Genomic DNA, 17,356 nt, shown 5'->3' with positions numbered 1-17,356 from the left:
AATGATACTGACTTCCTGTTTTACTTGTTTAATGACTCCTTTGGCAACTGCTCAGTATGCCCCGTTTCTTTAACGGCAACTGGTATACCGGTAATTTTCTCTTGTAACCACTGAAAGACAATAAACAGTACAGGGATAATAAAGACACCAAATACGGTTCCTATTAACATACCTCCCGCGGCCCCTGTTCCAATGGCATTATTACCGGCAGCTCCTACACCTTTGGCCAATACCAAAGGCATTAGACCAAGTATAAAGGCAAAAGAGGTCATTAAAATTGGCCTTAACCTGGCTTTGGCTCCCTGAATGGCCGATTCGGATAATGAGAGTCCTTGTCGCCTTCTTTGCAGTGCGAACTCTACAATAAGGATGGCATTTTTTGCCAGTAGCCCAATCAACATTATTAAGGCAATCTGGAAGTAAATATTGTTTTCCAATCCAGCAAATTTGGTCGATAAAAAGGCGCCCATTACCCCTATAGGCAATGATAATAGGACCGATAGTGGCAATAAATAACTTTCATACTGTGCTGCTAAAAAGAAATACACAAATACGATACTCAGTAGAAATATTACACCAGATTGGCCTGCTGAGGCAATTTCCTCACGGGTTATACCTGAAAAGGCAACTTCATAATTGTTGGGAAGGTGTTCTTTAGCCACTTGGTTTACCGCGTTAATGGCGTCACCAGAACTGAATCCTTTTGCCGTTGAACCGTTGATGGTGACGGAATTGAACAGGTTGAAACGGCTTACTGTCTGTGGTCCGTAGACCCTATTTAATGTAACAAATTCTGAAACAGGGGCCATTTCCCCTTTATCGTTCTTTACGAACATACTATTTAGGCTGGCAATGTCCTTTCTGTCTTCGGGGTCAGCTTGCACAAATACTCGAAATTGCTTCCCAAACCTACTAAAGTCAGCGGCGTAAAATCCACCGATATATCCTTGTAGGGTTGTAAGTATATTGCTTACGCTAACTCCGGCTTCCTTGGCTTTTGGGATATTGATATCCATTTGAAGTTGGGGAAAATTGGTGCTAAATGAGTTGGACGCAAAACTTACTTCCGGGCGTTGTGTTAAGGAAGAAATAAATTCATTGGCTGCATTGTCCAAATCCTTTAAACTACCGGAAGATCGATCTAACAATCGCATTTCAAACCCTTCAACAGCTCCAAATCCAGGAATACTTGGTGGGGTGAAGAATATAATTTTGGCATCTGGAATGGAGGCTGCTTTTGCATAAAGTTGGCCTAATATGGCATCAATTGAAGTATCCTCTGTATCCCTACTGTCCCAGTCCTCGAGAATAATAAAGCCCATTCCATATGAACTTCCGGAGCCTGAGAAAAAGTTCCTTCCGTTAATGAGTGAAGCTGTTCGGATTCCCTTAATACCACTTATTTGGGTGTATAATTCCTGTGTAGCACTGTAAGTCCTGTCCAATGATGCTGCCTGGGGAAGTTCCATGTTCATAAATACCACGCCTCTGTCCTCTGTGGGTACAAAACCGGTTCTTGTAGTTTCATTGGCCCACCAAATAGCGGCACTGGCCACTACGAGTATTACCGCAGTAATCCACTTGTGTTTTACCAAGAAGCCTAGTGATTTTATATATTTATCGGAGGTGGCTTTAAATGCTATGTTAAATGCCGTATAGAATCGCTGTAAGAACCCTTTCTTTTTATCCTTTTCTGTGTGCGGTTTTAATAATATTGCACATAAAGCTGGACTTAAGGTCAAGGCGTTTACCGCCGATATAAGAATGGCGATGATTAGGGTTACACCAAATTGTTCATAAAAAACTCCGGATGGACCCTTAATAAAGGTAATCGGAATAAATACCGCGGCCATTACCAGGGTAATGGAGATAATAGCCCCACTAATTTCACTCATTGCAGAAACTGTTGCTTTTTTGGCATCATCATATCCTTCTTCCAATTTGGCGTGAACAGCCTCTACTACAACAATGGCATCGTCCACTACAATACCAATGGCCAGAATAAGTGCGAATAGTGTAAGTAGATTTATGGAATAACCCAACAACCCTAGAAAGAAAAATGTTCCAATAATGGAAACCGGAACGGAGATGGCCGGAATAAGTGTGGATTTAAAATCCTGTAAGAATATAAATACCACCAAAAATACTAGGATAAAGGCCTCTATCAGAGTTGACTTCACCTTGTTGATCGAAGCAGTAAGAAATTTGTTGGTATCATAATTAATAAGATATTCCACACCTTCAGGGAAATTCTCCTGTAAACGATCTAGTTCAACATAAAGGTTTTCTATGATCTCCTGGGCATTGGAACCCGGGGTTTGGAAAACTCCAAAATTGATTCCAGGATAACCCTTTGATCGCGATGTAGAGCTATAGGAAAAAGCTTCAAGTTCAACTTTTGCCACATCTTTTAAACGTAAAAATTGGCCGTTATCAAGCGCTTTAATAATGATGTCCTGATATTCTTCCGCGGACTTGTATCGACCTTTGTATTTAATTACATATTCAAAGGATTGCCCTACATTTTGGCCTAGAGATCCCGCGGCAGCTTCCAAACTCTGTTCATTGATGGCTTGGACCACCTCGGTGGTAGTAAGGCCGTAGGAAGCTAATTTTACTGGGTCTATCCACACCCTCATGGAGTAATCTTTTGCACCGAAAACATTCACGGCACCTACCCCATTAATTCGTTGAATTTCAGGTTTAACATTAATGTTGAGGTAGTTCTGTACAAAAGTATCATCGTAATCCGGATTGGTAGAATAAAGGGCTACGTACATAAGTGCCGAACTCTGCTGTTTTTGGGTAATTACGCCTGATCTTATTACTTCTGACGGTAAAAGCGCATTTGCCCTAGAAACTCTATTTTGAACGTTTACTGCCGCTATGTCTGGGTCAATACCCTGTTCAAAAAATACAGTTATATTTGCACTCCCGTCATTACTGGCAGAAGACGTCAAGTAGGTCATTCCTTCCACCCCGTTGATCTGTTCCTCGATAGGGACTATTACACTTTCCAAAATAGTCTCGGCGTTGGCACCAGGGTAGTTGGCGGAAACCTGAACAGTAGGTGGCGCTATATCCGGATATTGTGTAACGGGTAAGCTGGATAGGCCTAAAATACCCAACAGCATTATAATAATTGATATGACTGTTGAAAGGACTGGCCTTTCAATAAATGTTTTAAGCATATTACGTTATTTAAAAACTTTATCGAACGAATTTAAGATGCTATCCAAGCTTGTTAATTGGGGAACAATTTTTGTTCCTGGACGGGCGGAGCCTACACCTTTAGCCAAGATTTGATCACCTTCGTTCAATCCCTCCAAAATTGTTAATCCCTTTACCGTGGCAAGTGGGGTTATAGCTTTGGTGACCAATGAATCTCCCTGTACCAGATATACAAAATTTTTGTTTTGCTGCTCAAAGGTGGAGAGAGCCGGTACAGCTAATACATTTTCCAATTTTTCAGATAATAGTAGGGTGGCACTGCTGCCATTCCTCAGAAGTCCATGCGGATTTGGAAAGGTAGCTCGAAATTGTACGGTACCAGTATTTGGATTTATTTGACCTCCAATGGTCTCTATTTCGCCCATCTCATCATAAATAGACCCATCGGCCAATTTTAATTGTACTTTGGGGAGCTTTTTAGCTTTTTCTTCCAAGGATTTCCCATCTATCCTTTTGATAAAACCAAGGAGGTCCTTTTCATTCATGGAAAAAAATGCATAAACCTGATCAATGCTGGAAACAGTGGTCAAAGGTTGGGAATCCTGTCCGCTTACCAAATTTCCCTTTCTAAAAGGAATAGAACCCACTACGCCGTTTACGGGGCTTTTTATGTTGGAATAATCTATATTCGCAGAAATGCTCTGGTAATTGCTTTTGGCCTGCTCTAAATTGGCCATAGCGGTTTGTAGTTGTACCTTGCTTATAATGTTCTTCTCCACCAGGGGTTTTAATTTGTCCACTTCAACCTGGGCTAAATTAATACGGGCCTTGGCAGCTCCGGCATCCTGGGATAGGGACTGGGTTTCCAACCTGAACAAGGGCTGTCCCTTTTTAACTATTTCTCCCTCATCAACAAATACTTCCTGTACATAACCGGCTACTTTAGCCCTTATTTGACTATTCACAATTCCTTCTATACTTGCAGGATAACTAACAAAATTATCGATAGATGTTCTAACTACTTTAATGGTTGGATATGGCATTGCCGCTGGCGGTTGTTGCGTGGCTTTGTTTTCACCGCAATTGACGAATAAAAGCAGGTATAAAGGCGCAATTAGAAAAAATACTTTTTTCATATGGTATCGGAATTAAATGTTTTTTGAAGGTTTTCTTTAAGTTGAATGAGATTTTTAATAAAATCGTCAATAAATAGAGCGTAATTTTTAGTGTATTGGAGACCGCGATTATTTTCAGCGGTTATATTCGTTTTTTGATAAAGCTTCTTTTTAAAATCATAAACCTTTAAGTGAATGTTCTTTTCCTTTTCCCATTGCTCAATCTTTTTGTCCAACTGTACAAAAATATCATTGGGAGCAATTTTAAAATAACGTTTTCTGTTACCCGGTTTTGTAAAGTAAACAACTCTTCCTTGGGTTTGTAATAATTGTAGATTGGTAGATACCGAGCTTTTACAGGAATCCAATCCTTCGATGATTTCATCGAAGCTAAGACCGTCCTTGTCTGTCAAGATCAACATAGAAAATATTCTTGCCGATAAGGGGGATAATATCTTGTTTTGTTCAAAATAAACCCCTAATTCTTCAGTAAGTTTTTTTATTTCGGTATTGGGTTCCACAAAAATTACATTTAAATGAGAGGGCAAAAGTACAATTGGTTCGGTAAAAACCGAACCAACCTGAGGTTAATATTTTGTTAATATGATTATTGAAGGACCTCCTGGGCTATTTAGCCAGTACACCCTCCAATTCCATAACAGGGATTGGGCTTAGATTGGATTCGCTAATAGTGTATTTTTCGAAGAGGAAGCGTTTTTCGTATAGTTTGTCATCTGCAAAAAAAGTAACGAAAAATTCATTGTTAAAAGCTAAAATATCTTCCTGCAATACTTCTATCTTACGGTACTCTTTGGAGGGGATGTCTCCAAGTCCGTGACGCATAGTTGAGGTTTTTCTATCTCCTTCGTAGCCGTTGGAGACCGCTATTACAGCTTCAATTACAGTATCCCTGTCGTTAATGATATAGGCATTCCAATTTTTTTCTAAGAACTCATCGTTCCATTCAGGGATAATGGCCACATGTACATTTTTAGCAATCGGAATTTCTATATCTTTTTTCACTTGGGCGATAAATGTTTCGTCCTCCTTCCAATTGCCATGGTTGGAGAAATTTTGTTGTTCTATTTTTTAAGGCCGACTCACACTTTCAATAAACGAATTTATTGTTAACACTTCTTAGTGCTATGAAAAACTAAAAGGCGCTCTTAAATTGCTCTAAAAACCGCACATCATTTTCACTCAATAATCTAATATCTGAAATTTGATGGAGTAATAGAGCAATGCGATCTATACCCATACCAAAGGCGAAGCCGGAATATTCATTGGCGTCGATCCCACAATTTGTAAGTACATTGGGGTCTACCATACCACAACCCATGATTTCCAACCAACCAGTTCCCTTGGTCATTTTGTAATCCGTTTCTGTTTCCAACCCCCAATATACATCTACTTCGGCACTGGGCTCAGTAAATGGGAAGTAGGATGGCCTCAGCCTTATTTTGGATTTGCCGAATAGTTCAGTGGTAAAAAATTGTAGCGTTTGCTTTAAATCTGCAAAAGAAACATCCTTATCTATATAGAGACCTTCCACTTGGTGGAAAAAGCAATGCGAACGTGCGGATATAGCTTCATTTCTGTAAACCCTACCAGGTGAAATGGTCCTGATCGGAGGTTTGTTATTTTCCATATATCGCACCTGCACCGATGAGGTGTGGGTACGCAATAAAATGTCCGGGTCGGTCTGTATAAAAAAGGTATCCTGCATATCCCTTGCCGGATGGTATTCGGGAAGGTTTAGGGCAGTAAAGTTGTGCCAGTCATCTTCTATTTCCGGTCCTTCGGAAACATTGAACCCAATTCGGGAAAAGATGTCGATGATCTGATTTTTAACTATGGAGATAGGATGGCGCGTTCCAAGTCCCAAGGGCTCTCCCGGTCTGGTTAAGTCCCCATAAATTCCTTTTTCTTCCCTCTTGTTCTCAAGGGCTTCCTTTAGCGCGTTTACCTTTTCGGTGGCAACGGTTTTTAGAAGGTTTACGGTTTGGCCAAACTCCTTCTTTTGCTCGTTGGGCACGTTTTTAAAATCTGAAAAAAAATGATTGAACAATCCTTTTTTTCCTAAGTATTTAATTCGGAATGCCTCTATGGCCTCTTTATCGGTAGAATTAAATTTTTCTACCTCAGTTATATGCTTTTTTATGGTATCGATCATGTTGTTCGGCTAATGCCGCAAATTTAAGATATTTACGGCATTACCGACTACATAATTCATCATAAATTGGCTTGCAACCTAAGCTGAAGCTTCAGCCTTTTGTTCAACGGTCTTTTTATTTAAGTAAGTAATGCATTCATCAAAAGTGTTAAAAATGCGTTCCTTGGGTATTAGATCAGGTATTAGATCTACCCGTTCCATCATGTAACGTGGTTGATCCAGTACATCTACCAACAATACTTCAATGTTCGAATTAAGTAAATCTATAAGCACATCTTCCAAAGTGTAGAGACCGGATTGGTCCATATACTGCATTCGGTCCATACGAATAATAACTGTGGATGCCGTTCTTGGTATTTGGTTTGCCAATGCTTGAAATTCACTGGTAGAACCAAAGAACAAGGGACCTTTAATATGTTTTATAAAAACTTTTTCTTTTAAATGTTTCGGAAAATTGGCCTCATCTGCCCATCCTTTTTCGTGTACCAAGGTTTTTACATCTGACCTTTCAGCTGTAAGATCTCCCATTTTTTTCATGAACATTAAGGAGGCAATTATCAAACCAACACCCACCGCATAGACTAAATTCCATACCGAAGAAAGAACAAGTACAACAAGCATAATGATAACTTCAGAACTTAATTTAATTGGACCAAGGCTCATATCTTTCGGTAAACTAGGTATGGCTTTTAAACCTTTATAATCCATAACACCTATACCTACGGTAACCAATATCCCAGCAAGTACAGCTGCGGGTATTTGTGAAGCTACTGGGCCCAAAGCTAAAAGAATGATTAAAAGCAATACACCAGCAATCATACCGGATAGCTTGGTCTTACCACCTGCGTTTATGTTTACTACGGTACGAATGGTAGCTCCAGCTCCCGGTATTCCCCCAAATATAGCAGCTACACTGTTTCCTATACCCTGTCCCACAAGTTCTTTATTGGGTTGATGCTTTGTTTTGGTCATGTTATCCGCTACTACAGAGGTCAACAGCGAATCTATGGCTCCCAATAAGGCCAAAGTCAAAGCAGTAAAGATATAGGGAGTTACCGAACCGAGTTTAAAAGCGGTGAATATTTCAAGATTGGGCACGGGGAAACCACTTGGAATTTCTTCAATAGGACGGTAATTGAGACCAAATCCATATGCCACTCCCGAAACAACAATTAGGGCAACCAATGCACTTGGGATGGCAGTTGTAATTTTTTTGAAACCGTAAATGATAGCTATGGTGGATAAGGCCAAAATAAGTTCTAGCCAATTGATGTTTTGCAAGGCTCTGGGAAGTACTTTTATTGTCCCGAAAACCCCTGATGCCTCAGTTTTTGCCAAGGTTCTGGCTTCTTTGTTCACATCATCTTGGGTAATTCCTTCTGAACGTTTGATGGTTTCTTCAAAATTTTCCAAAACTAGAATGCCTTCGCCAGCTTCTTCTTTAAGAATATTTTCTAATATGATTTCCTCTGCCAGTGGTTTGTATTGTGATACAAACTCATCATCTTCTTTTGGGTAATACCCTACAGATGGTAAAATTTGAGTAACCAATATGATGACCCCAATTGCGGTCATAAAACCGGAAACCACTGGATATGGGATGTAGCGAATGTACTTGCCTATACCCAATAGGCCAAGACCTATTTGCATAAGGCCGGCCAAAAGAAATACAATAAGAATGGCGGGAAGTGCCTTTTCTATACTTCCGTCATTAAGGGCCACAATACCGGCAATAACTACCATACTTACAGCGGTCATAGGAGCTGTTGGACCAGAAATTTGAGTGTTGGTTCCCCCAAAAAGTGCGGCAAAAAAACTGATGAATATAGCTCCATACAGTCCGGCGCTTGGTCCAAGTCCAGAACTTACGCCAAAGGCTAAGGCCAGTGGAAGAGCAACAATTCCTGCTGTAATTCCACCAAAAAGGTCTCCTTTAAAATTTGAAAAAAGATTTTTCATAATATTGAATTTTATGCTGGGTTAGTTTATGCAATCATTACTTAAGATTGAAACCAACGTTTGGTTTCAATAGGAAGAAGGCCAATATGTCAACATTGGCCTTCTATGTCATTGGGAGTATTATTCGTAGAAAACAACTTCACCATTGGAGACATCATACATGGCGCCAACAACTTTTATTTCCCCATTATCCTCCATTTCAGTTAGTACAGGGCTATTCTTGCGTATATTCCCCATAGTTAAATGTACATTCTTTTCAGCAACTTTATCTACAAACTCAAGGTTTTTGGAATTTCTTAAACTCTCCTCTGCTGGTTCTGTAACTGCCTCCACTGCGGGTTCTATCTTGTTGATCAAGGCAGTAAGATTACCTAATCTTGCATGATCACAAGCTCCTTTTATGGCACCACAGCTTGTGTGTCCAAGAACAACTATCAGTTTGGTCCCTGCAAGTTTGCAGGCAAACTCCATACTACCTAAAATATCTTCGTTCACAAAGTTGCCAGCTATTCTAATGCTGAAAATATCTCCTAGGCCTTGGTCAAATACCAATTCGGCTGAAACTCTGGAGTCGATACAACTCAAAATGGTTGCAAATGGAAATTGACCCTCACTCGTATCGTTAACTTGTTCAAGTAGGTTTCTATTGGCTTTTAGGTTGCCCTGAAATCTTTGGTTACCTTCTTTCAAATATTGCAAGGCCTTATTCGGGGTCATTGTTGCTTGGGTTTCTCTTGTATGTGCTTTCATATTTATCTAGTTTAATTATGCGATTTTTAGTGTTGTGTTAAAGTTATAATGGGTGTGTTTTTCCCCGGTTACCAAAAGATTAATATCTGATTTCCTTACCATATCATATATATTTAATAGTCTGGAGAGATTTTCTTTATCCTTATTTCCTCCATCCAAAAACAATAGATCGATATTATTTATGGATAAATAGACGGGAAGATTATTCACCGTATTTTCATTGATGATACCTATTCTGGTGAGCATTCCTTTTTTTACTGAAGAAGGAAAATAATACCCAATGATTTCGGCTTTTAAAATACCAAATATCAACTGAATAATTCCACCAAGCCCCACGGCAACCAAGAAGTTTTCAAATCCTCCCAATGCGCCATTCGACGTTAAGACTATAGCGGCCAGTCCTGCTGCTGGACCACTAACTCCAATTTTAGAGCCACTAAGGGGTCCAAGAACAATACGTCCGATTATCCCGGCAATTATACCTGAAAATAAAGGGGCGCCATTTGCCAAAGCAATACCCAAAGATAGGGGTAGCGCAGCAAAAAATACCACGACACTAGCAGGAAGGTCGTTCTTAATATTTTTGAACATAAAAAAATAATAATTTGGTCCTTGATAGGAATCAAGGACAAGAATTTAATTAATCGAAATAGTTTGACTCAACTTAAAAGATTAACCTCTATGTTCTGGTGGTGGTAATAGAATTTTTTGAGTGAAGTTTATATGGCCCAAAGGGTGGTATATACCCATTGTAGATTTTTGGGACAGGGCTATTAAAGAAAAATCTGAATAACTATCGTTTACGAACTTCTCCTGCAAGGGAGATTTCTTACCGGTTTCTTGCTGTTCTTCTTCGTTAAGGTTGGTTACAATAACGGGATTGTCAATATCTAGTAAAGTGATGGCGCTCGGAGCCACAATGGCAAATAGCCAAAGGGAAAGTAAAAGTATACGAGCAAAAACTTTCATAGAATTATAAATTATGACAAATATAACACCAACGGTTTTATTAGACGTTAAAGATATACTAAAAATCTTTAAGGATTTTTAAATCCTCAGATAGAATCCAACCAGTGGTGCCATCGGCAATTTCAATTTTTTTCCAGTCATTTAATTCCTCAAGTACATGTACCTTGGCACCGGCATGTAGATTGAAAATGGCTTGACTCCTGTTATTGGGTTCAGATTTAATGCCAACTTCTTCCGCGAAAACAATGGCTGGTTGATCGGATTGAAATTCGGAATACTGAAAATAGGCTAATATTACGGATAGGAGGCTTAACAAGAGAAATATTAAGCTGCTAATGAATGCTATTCGTTTTTGAGTAGAAAATGTGAAATAATAAAATGCAATGTAACAGCACACAAAGAGCATCATAAAGCCAACTGCAACGTAGGCCCATTGGTCGAAGGAGAGATATGCCGTTAGCTTATTGTATAATTTTGAAATGGTGGTCTGTGGCAGCGGTTCAATGGCATCCAAAGTCATATTTTGCGCATACGCCAAGTTGTTTCTAACATCTTGGTCATTGGGTTTTAACAATAACGCCTTTTCGTAATAATAAATGCTCGGAGCAATATTATTTAGTTTGTAATACGTATTCCCCAAATTAAAATAAAGTTCTGCGGAATGCTCCCCGCTCTCTAGTATCTTTAAATAGTTGTTAGCAGCTTTGGTATACTCCCCTTCGTTATAAAATGCCGTAGCTTGTTCAAAAAGGGATTCGTTTTGGGAATATCCCAAGGTACTTACCAAAAAGGCTAAAATAGTTAATACACGTACCATTGCTTAAATTTGTTTGTCCAATTGTGAGATAACCTCACTGGCTTTGTTGTAATCCTGTTGCATTTGTACATCGGAGAAAGGGCTATATCTGGCCATTTCGCAATTTTTAAGTAGTCCAACAAATCCTTCTTGGGTTGTTTCGTCTACATTTTTTTCACTCAGTAAGGTGGCGATCTTATCCTTGCTAAATTCAGATGTCTCTATTTTTAGCTTTGCCTTTAAATAATTGTGCAACGCTTTCTCCAGAGCTACATAAAATGATTCCTTGGAACCTAAGGCTTTTTTGGCTGCAGAGAGATATTTTCTAGCCAGTTTATTGGCGCGTTTAATTTTGTTTCCTTCAACGTCACTGGCAATCGCTTCTCTCTTTTTGCCAAACAGTATGGCAAGGGGAATAAGCAGGATAGGAAGGAGCCACCAAAGAAAAAAGCTGTTTGAACCAAAAAAGTAATTGCCGCCAATTGCTTTAAGGTTTGGCTGTAATTTGTTGAATATAAATTGATCTCCTGTAGCCACAACCCTTTGTTTGTTGCTGGAGATGGGTCCAGTGGTGCCCGAGTTGGCACTGGTTGGTCCTTCCAATACATTTATCAGAATTTCCTCGGAATTCAGAGTTTGATATTTTTCTGTTTTGGGATTAAAAAAGCTAAACGCTATACTTGGAATAGGATACTTTCCCCTAAAGGTTGGTACTACAGTATAGCTATTGCTGACGTTGCCTTCCATTCCGGATAGGGTGGTACGAACACTTTCGTTGAACTCTGGCTCATAAACTTCCAGGGAACTGGGTAGATTTAATCCTGGGATTTCGAATAGCTTTAGATTTCCTTTTCCATTAATGGCTACTTTAGCCTGAAGGGATTCGGAGGCGTTCAAATGTGTTTTACTGGTGGTTACCAAAAATTGAAATTCTCCAACTGCACCACTAAAATTCGCTGGTTTCCCTTCGGTTGGCAATGGCTTAACATTGATCGTCCTATTGCCTGCAGATACGGTCTTGTTGGTTTGGGCAAATATTCTTCCTCCAAAAAAATCACGTTTGTTGGTCGGAATCTGTAGGCTTACATCCAACGAAAGGGGTTCTATCTCCAATTCCCCTGTTTTTTGTGGATAAAGGACTACTCTTTTTAGGATGACGGATCTATAAGACTTGCCGTTATAGGTAGTATTCTGAATATCGTATTTAGTAACTGGAATATCCTGGCTCCAGAAATTGTTGTATTTCGGGTTGTCCAAGGCCCGGAAATTGGTAACGTCTATAGTGGGACTGGCGTATAGTTTATATACTACGGTAACAGCTTCATTGAGGTATGGACTGGTTTTGGATATTTCTGCTACCAAATGTAGGCTTTCATCGGCCACATCATCTACCGTTTTTTCCCCGTCCGGTCTTTCAACTGCAGCGGTAACCTCCACTTCTTTAGGAAGTGATTTATAGGTTTCGCCTTTGATGACAATAGTAGACTGTTTAATAGTAAATTTTCCCCTGGCCGTTGGAGCCAAAGTATAGGTATAGGTTTTGGAAAAGCTCCTTACTCCGTTTACCCAAGAGGAGCTTATGGACTGTGATGGACCCATAAGTACCCTGAACCCCTCAAAATCAGGGGGAACAAAATTATCACCATCCCTGTTCATGGTAAAGTCGACCCGTAAACGTTCGTTAATGCCCAACACATCTTTGCTGAGATTCATTTCGAAGGTTACAGACTCATCATCCTGGGCGTTTAATACTAGTCCAAGGAACAACAAGGAAAATAACGATATGTATTTTTTAATATTCACGTGTATTACCAGTCTTTTTCATTTTTGATTTTGGTACCCTTGACTTTTTGTGCATCAATTTTTTCCTGTACTTTTTTCTCTTCGTTTTGCATCGCCTCCAACAAGTTTTTTACTTGTTGTGGAGATAATTGGTTGGGCCTTGGTTGTTGTTGCTTCTCCTCCTCTGCCTTATAGGGCTCGTCGTTTTGCTCTTCGTTATCTCCCTCTCCTTCTTTATTGTCTTCTTTCTTTTCCTCTCCCTTATCCCCATCTTCCTTCTGGTCTCCTTGGTCCTCTTTTTGGTCGCCTTTATTGTCTTCGTCCTTATCCCCTTCGTTTTTATCTTTATTTTGGTCTTTTTGATCCTTTTGGTCGTCCTTGCTCTGGTCGTCCTTATTTTGATCATTTTTTTGCTCTTCCTCCTGTTGCTTTTTCAGCATTTCTTTGGCCAAAGCTAAATTATATCGGGTCTCCTCATCAGTAGGGTCATTTCTAAGGGCCTCTTTATAGGCGTCTACCGCTTTTTGGTATTCTTTGTTTTTCATAAAGACATTACCCATATTATGGTAGGCCTTATGCTTGTCTTTTTTATTGGTAGCATTTTCCCCCGCCTGCTTAAACCGTCCAAAGGCCTCGCTATAAGTTTCGTTTTCATAATAGGCATTTCCCAAATTATAGGGGGCAATACTGTTTTCGGCACTCTTGGAGATTGCTCTCCTATAATTTGCCTCGGCATTAACGAAATTGCTTTCAGAGAGTTCTTTATTTCCCTCCCAAGTGTAATTGGTGGCAATTTTAATATCCTTTTCTTTTTCCTTGTCTACCTCCTGGGCATGGACAAAGCTTCCGAATAATATGATGATAAAAACAATCTTTCTCATGATCCTTCTTCGTTTATCGCTCGTTAAACAGATTCAGTTTTTTCAACCATTTGGTTTTTCTATCCAAGACAAAAATGTCTAAAAATAAGAATAAAAGGCCTGCTCCCAAAAACCATTGAAATTGATCTTTGTATTCGGCAAATTGTTTTGCCTCAAATTCCTTCTTGTCCATCTGGTTCAATTGCTCTTTAATAATTGCAACAGCATCTTCAGTATTTTCCCCATTTATATACAGTCCGTTTCCTTCTTCGGCAATTTCTTGCAATACCTCTTCATTTAATTTGGTAATGACGACCTCTCCTTGGTTATCTTTTTTTAGGCTTTCAACAATCCCGTTTCTTTTTAGGGGTATAGGCGCTCCCTTGGTTTTTCCAACCCCAATGGTAAATACCCTTATCCCTTCATTGGTTGCTTCCTCAACAGCATTGGCCACTTTACCTTCAGAATGGTCCTCACCGTCCGAGATTATAAATAGGACCCGATTGGTTTGTTCTTCATCATCATAATAAGTAGATGCCAATTCTATAGCTTGATCTATTGCTGTTCCTTGGGAAGAGAGCATATCGGTATTCATATTTTGCAAGAACATTTTGGCAGCACCATAATCGGTGGTTATGGGTAATTGGGGAAATGCCTGACCTGCATAGGCAATGATCCCAATTCTATCACTTGCCAATTGATTGATAATTTCTGAGACCAAGCGTTTTGCCTTTTCCAGCCTATTTGGGGCAATATCCTCGGCCAACATACTTTTGGAAACGTCTACGGCAAACACAATATCTACACCTTCCCTTTTTACCGTTTCCAATTTGGTGCCGATTTTTGGATTGACCAAGGCCATGGTCAGAGATGCAATTCCCAATAGAATAAAAATTAATTTTAAACTGGATTTAAAATTTGATCTGTCAGGGGTTAATCGCTTTAAAAGAGTAAGGTCGGCAAATTTTCTTTGTGTTCTCTTTTTCCAAAATTGAAGTAGCACAAAAAGGACAACCATCACCGGAATGATGGATAATAAATATAAATATGATTTTTCGTCTAATTGAATCATTTTGTATTCTTCATTTGTAAATCAAACCCCATGGAGCCAGCTTGTTTTTATTTAGATAAAACTCCTAAATAGAGTAATCCTAGCCAGCCACTCGAACAAGAGCAAAACTCCTGCCAAATAGACCCAAGGTCTAAATTTTTCTTCGTATTTATAATACTTAAATTCTTCTACTTCGGTTTTTTCCAATTTATTTATTTCTTTGTAGATAGCTTCCAATTTTTTGTTGTCAGTGGCCCTAAAATATTGCCCTCCCGTTGTTTCCGCTATCGATTTCAACAGACTTTCATCTATTTCAACCTCACGCATTCCGTACCTGAAGGATCCGTCGGCATTATAGGCAATGGGAGACATGGCATTTCCATTGGTTCCCAGCCCTATAGTGTATGTCTTAATACCAAATTCAACCGCTAGATCTGCCGCTGTTTGGGGTTCTATAAATCCTGAATTATTTACACCATCCGTAAGCAAAATAATGACTTTACTAAGCGCCTTACTTTCCTTAAGTCTATTAACAGCTGTAGCCAATCCCATGCCAATAGCGGTTCCATCATTTAATTGCCCATATGTTATTTCGTCCAAAGCCCTTAGAACTATGGATTTATCACTTGTAATGGGTGTCTTGGTGTAACTTTCACCTGCATAGGCCACCAAACCTATTCTATCGTTAGGCCTTTCGTTAATAAAATCGGCCGCTACCTTTTTAAGCGCCGCCAATCTATACGGCTTTAAATCTTTTGCCAACATACTGGAGGAAACATCAATGGCCATTACAATATCAATACCTTTAGTGGTCTTGGTCTTGGTGGAGATGTCCTCCGTTTGAGGTCTCGCCAAGGCAACAATGATTGCGGCCAAAGCCAATAAGCGCATGAGGAAGAGAGCCGGTTTTAATTTAGGTAGAATGCTGCCTTTGGGAAATCCCTTAATACTGGATATTTTTAAGGAAGCCGTTTGTTCCCTTCTTTTAAAAAAATACCAAAGCATTGCCACTGGGAGTAATAACAACAACCAGAAAAACTGTGGGTTCGCAAAGGAAATATTCTCAAACATCTATAAGGTCGTTTTTACTTCTACTGAGTTCAAAATTCGGTCTACTATTTGGTCTGCATAGTTGTCGTCTGCCAACCATGTCAAGATTACATTTTGTTGAAAACCTTTGCCACCAAAAAATAGGACAACATAATTCCCGGAAATCAATTCTTTGGATTCAGGAACGGCAAATTTTCCACTTCCATAAAGTTTAATTCCTTTGACTCCCGTCAAGGTAGTAAACTCCTCTTGTTTGGTAGTGATGTTCTTGGCGCCTTGGGCCTCAAAATTCTTCAAGATCTGCTCCGAAGCCTTATCAAGATCCGGATCCTCTGGTTGTGCCAAGGTAATAGAGGTGGTGGCTATAGTGAACAGTCCAATGGAACTTCTATAAGCAAAAGCCTGCATTTCTTTTATGGAAGCCTGTGCTTCCGGGGGTAATTTTACTGCTTGTCGCAATAAGACTTTTGGGGTCTGTAAGCTTACTGGGGGGAAGCCGTAATCGCTCTGTACCCATTCCCCTTCCAATAAATCTTTGGTCGGATGGCCCAATACCGTGTCCTTGACATATCCAAATCCGTAATAGCCTATGGCAGCGGCGGTAGAAAACAACAGTACAAGAACGGCAGTTACTGCCACAATAATTATTTTTTTCTTCTGTTTCTTTCTTTCCACTTCCTCCAAATACTCTTCACGTTGTAATAATTCCTCTTCTGTAGGTTCTGGAATGGCTTCCTTTGTTTTTATAACAATTTGTTCCACGGATTTTCTATCCTGTTCGGCTACCGAGTTTTCGGGTTTTGATTTCGCAAATTTCACCAAATCCGAGGTTTGCAGAACTTTTTTGAACTGTTGAATGGTTTCATGATCCAGTTTTAATTGGCCCGCATCCTTCATCATTTCCAATTTATCTATTAGTTGGTCTGTGGTGCTTTCAAGGGCGGTTACATGAACATCTTCTTCCAAGTAGGAGCGTACAATGTCGGTTAGCTCGGAATAGTAGGATTTATAATCATCCTGTATTAAATATTTTGACTTTTCCAATTGTTTCAAGCCCAAAATTGCTCGGTCAAAAGGGGGTAATAAAGCTACTTTTTCTTCATCACTCAATGGTTTCTTTTTGAAAACAAACCAATACAACGCCAAACCAGCAACCAATAAAACAACTAATATCCATAGGAGGATTTTCCAAAGATCCCCGTTGGATTTTTCTACATTGATCAAAGGTTTTATATCATACATTTTCTGGGCTAGGGTATCAACTGGTACCGTGGCCACATTTATTTTTAAGGAATCCGTAAAAAACGGTTTCCCATTTACCATGATCTGTTGCCTTGGAAGGGTGTAGGATCCCGAATCAAATTGGGTGAGGGCGTAGATTTTCTGAAGGGTAATCCTATCTAATTTTTTAACCGTATCTGTCATTAGGGCCTCAACGGTTTCTAAAGGGGAAAAGGTTTGTCCTTCCGGGAAAATTACCTGGGAAGTAGAATCTGTTTCTACGGTGACTTTAAAATTTATCTGCTCGCCAATTTTTATATACGTGGTATCCACCTCCGACCTAATTATGGGAGAATTTTGCGAAAAACCTTGTACCGTGGTAAATAGTAGGCACAATGCAATATATCGTAGAAAATACGAACAACTATTTTTAATGCTCAAATCTAAGTTCCTCATTTA

General features: G+C 39.5%; 14 protein-coding genes and 1 pseudogene. All 15 read right to left on the bottom strand.

Features of this window, described 5'->3' with window-relative positions; genetic code table 11:
* Positions 1-20 precede the first annotated feature (20 nt).
* Complete coding sequence (locus tag H4O18_RS01755) at positions 21-3,191, bottom strand: efflux RND transporter permease subunit (RefSeq protein ID WP_187581381.1); 3,171 nt, start codon at positions 3,189-3,191, stop codon at positions 21-23.
* Between the two features lie 6 nt (positions 3,192-3,197).
* Positions 3,198-4,307 carry an efflux RND transporter periplasmic adaptor subunit gene (locus H4O18_RS01750; RefSeq protein ID WP_187581380.1) on the bottom strand — a complete coding sequence of 370 codons (1,110 nt, stop codon included), beginning with the start codon at positions 4,305-4,307 and terminating at the stop codon, positions 3,198-3,200.
* Positions 4,304-4,807, bottom strand: coding sequence for a GbsR/MarR family transcriptional regulator (locus H4O18_RS01745; RefSeq protein WP_246473900.1), 504 nt, complete (start codon positions 4,805-4,807; stop codon positions 4,304-4,306). The genes H4O18_RS01750 and H4O18_RS01745 overlap by 4 nt, the downstream gene beginning before the upstream one ends.
* A gap of 106 nt (positions 4,808-4,913) precedes the next feature.
* The gene (locus tag H4O18_RS01740; RefSeq protein WP_187581379.1) at positions 4,914-5,309 is read right to left on the bottom strand and encodes a hypothetical protein; all 396 of its coding nucleotides are present in this window, start codon (positions 5,307-5,309) and stop codon (positions 4,914-4,916) included.
* Positions 5,310-5,439: 130 nt separating this feature from the next.
* Positions 5,440-6,459 (bottom strand): phenylalanine--tRNA ligase subunit alpha, encoded by a 1,020-nt coding sequence (gene pheS, locus H4O18_RS01735; RefSeq protein ID WP_187581378.1) that lies wholly within the window; start codon positions 6,457-6,459, stop codon positions 5,440-5,442.
* Between the two features lie 78 nt (positions 6,460-6,537).
* Positions 6,538-8,418: a SulP family inorganic anion transporter gene (locus tag H4O18_RS01730; RefSeq protein ID WP_187581377.1), complete on the bottom strand. Its 1,881-nt coding sequence runs from the start codon at positions 8,416-8,418 to the stop codon at positions 6,538-6,540.
* 120 nt (positions 8,419-8,538) lie between these two features.
* Entirely contained in the window at positions 8,539-9,168 is a 630-nt protein-coding gene (locus H4O18_RS01725; RefSeq protein ID WP_187581376.1) for a carbonic anhydrase family protein, read from the bottom strand.
* 222 nt (positions 9,169-9,390) lie between these two features.
* A pseudogene (locus H4O18_RS01720) lies at positions 9,391-9,759 on the bottom strand (SulP family inorganic anion transporter); the annotation flags it as partial.
* 81 nt (positions 9,760-9,840) lie between these two features.
* Complete coding sequence (locus H4O18_RS01715) at positions 9,841-10,137, bottom strand: hypothetical protein (RefSeq protein ID WP_187581375.1); 297 nt, start codon at positions 10,135-10,137, stop codon at positions 9,841-9,843.
* Positions 10,138-10,195: 58 nt separating this feature from the next.
* Positions 10,196-10,954, bottom strand: coding sequence for an SH3 domain-containing protein (locus H4O18_RS01710; protein WP_187581374.1), 759 nt, complete (start codon positions 10,952-10,954; stop codon positions 10,196-10,198).
* A gap of 3 nt (positions 10,955-10,957) precedes the next feature.
* A complete protein-coding gene (locus H4O18_RS01705; protein ID WP_187581373.1) occupies positions 10,958-12,736 on the bottom strand; it encodes a BatD family protein in 1,779 nt (592 codons plus the stop codon).
* 5 nt (positions 12,737-12,741) lie between these two features.
* A complete protein-coding gene (locus tag H4O18_RS01700; RefSeq protein ID WP_187581372.1) occupies positions 12,742-13,596 on the bottom strand; it encodes a tetratricopeptide repeat protein in 855 nt (284 codons plus the stop codon).
* Positions 13,597-13,609: 13 nt separating this feature from the next.
* Positions 13,610-14,647 (bottom strand): VWA domain-containing protein, encoded by a 1,038-nt coding sequence (locus H4O18_RS01695; RefSeq protein ID WP_187581371.1) that lies wholly within the window; start codon positions 14,645-14,647, stop codon positions 13,610-13,612.
* 51 nt (positions 14,648-14,698) lie between these two features.
* Complete coding sequence (locus H4O18_RS01690) at positions 14,699-15,697, bottom strand: vWA domain-containing protein (RefSeq protein ID WP_187581370.1); 999 nt, start codon at positions 15,695-15,697, stop codon at positions 14,699-14,701.
* Positions 15,698-17,353: a BatD family protein gene (locus tag H4O18_RS01685; protein WP_187581369.1), complete on the bottom strand. Its 1,656-nt coding sequence runs from the start codon at positions 17,351-17,353 to the stop codon at positions 15,698-15,700. It abuts the gene before it with no gap.
* Between the last annotated feature and the right edge of the window lie 3 nt (positions 17,354-17,356).

The organism is Arenibacter arenosicollis, from assembly GCF_014397245.1.
GTDB lineage: Bacteria > Bacteroidota > Bacteroidia > Flavobacteriales > Flavobacteriaceae > Arenibacter > Arenibacter arenosicollis.
Note: the sequence above shows the minus strand (reverse complement) of the source record. Positions and strands in the feature narration are given on the sequence as shown.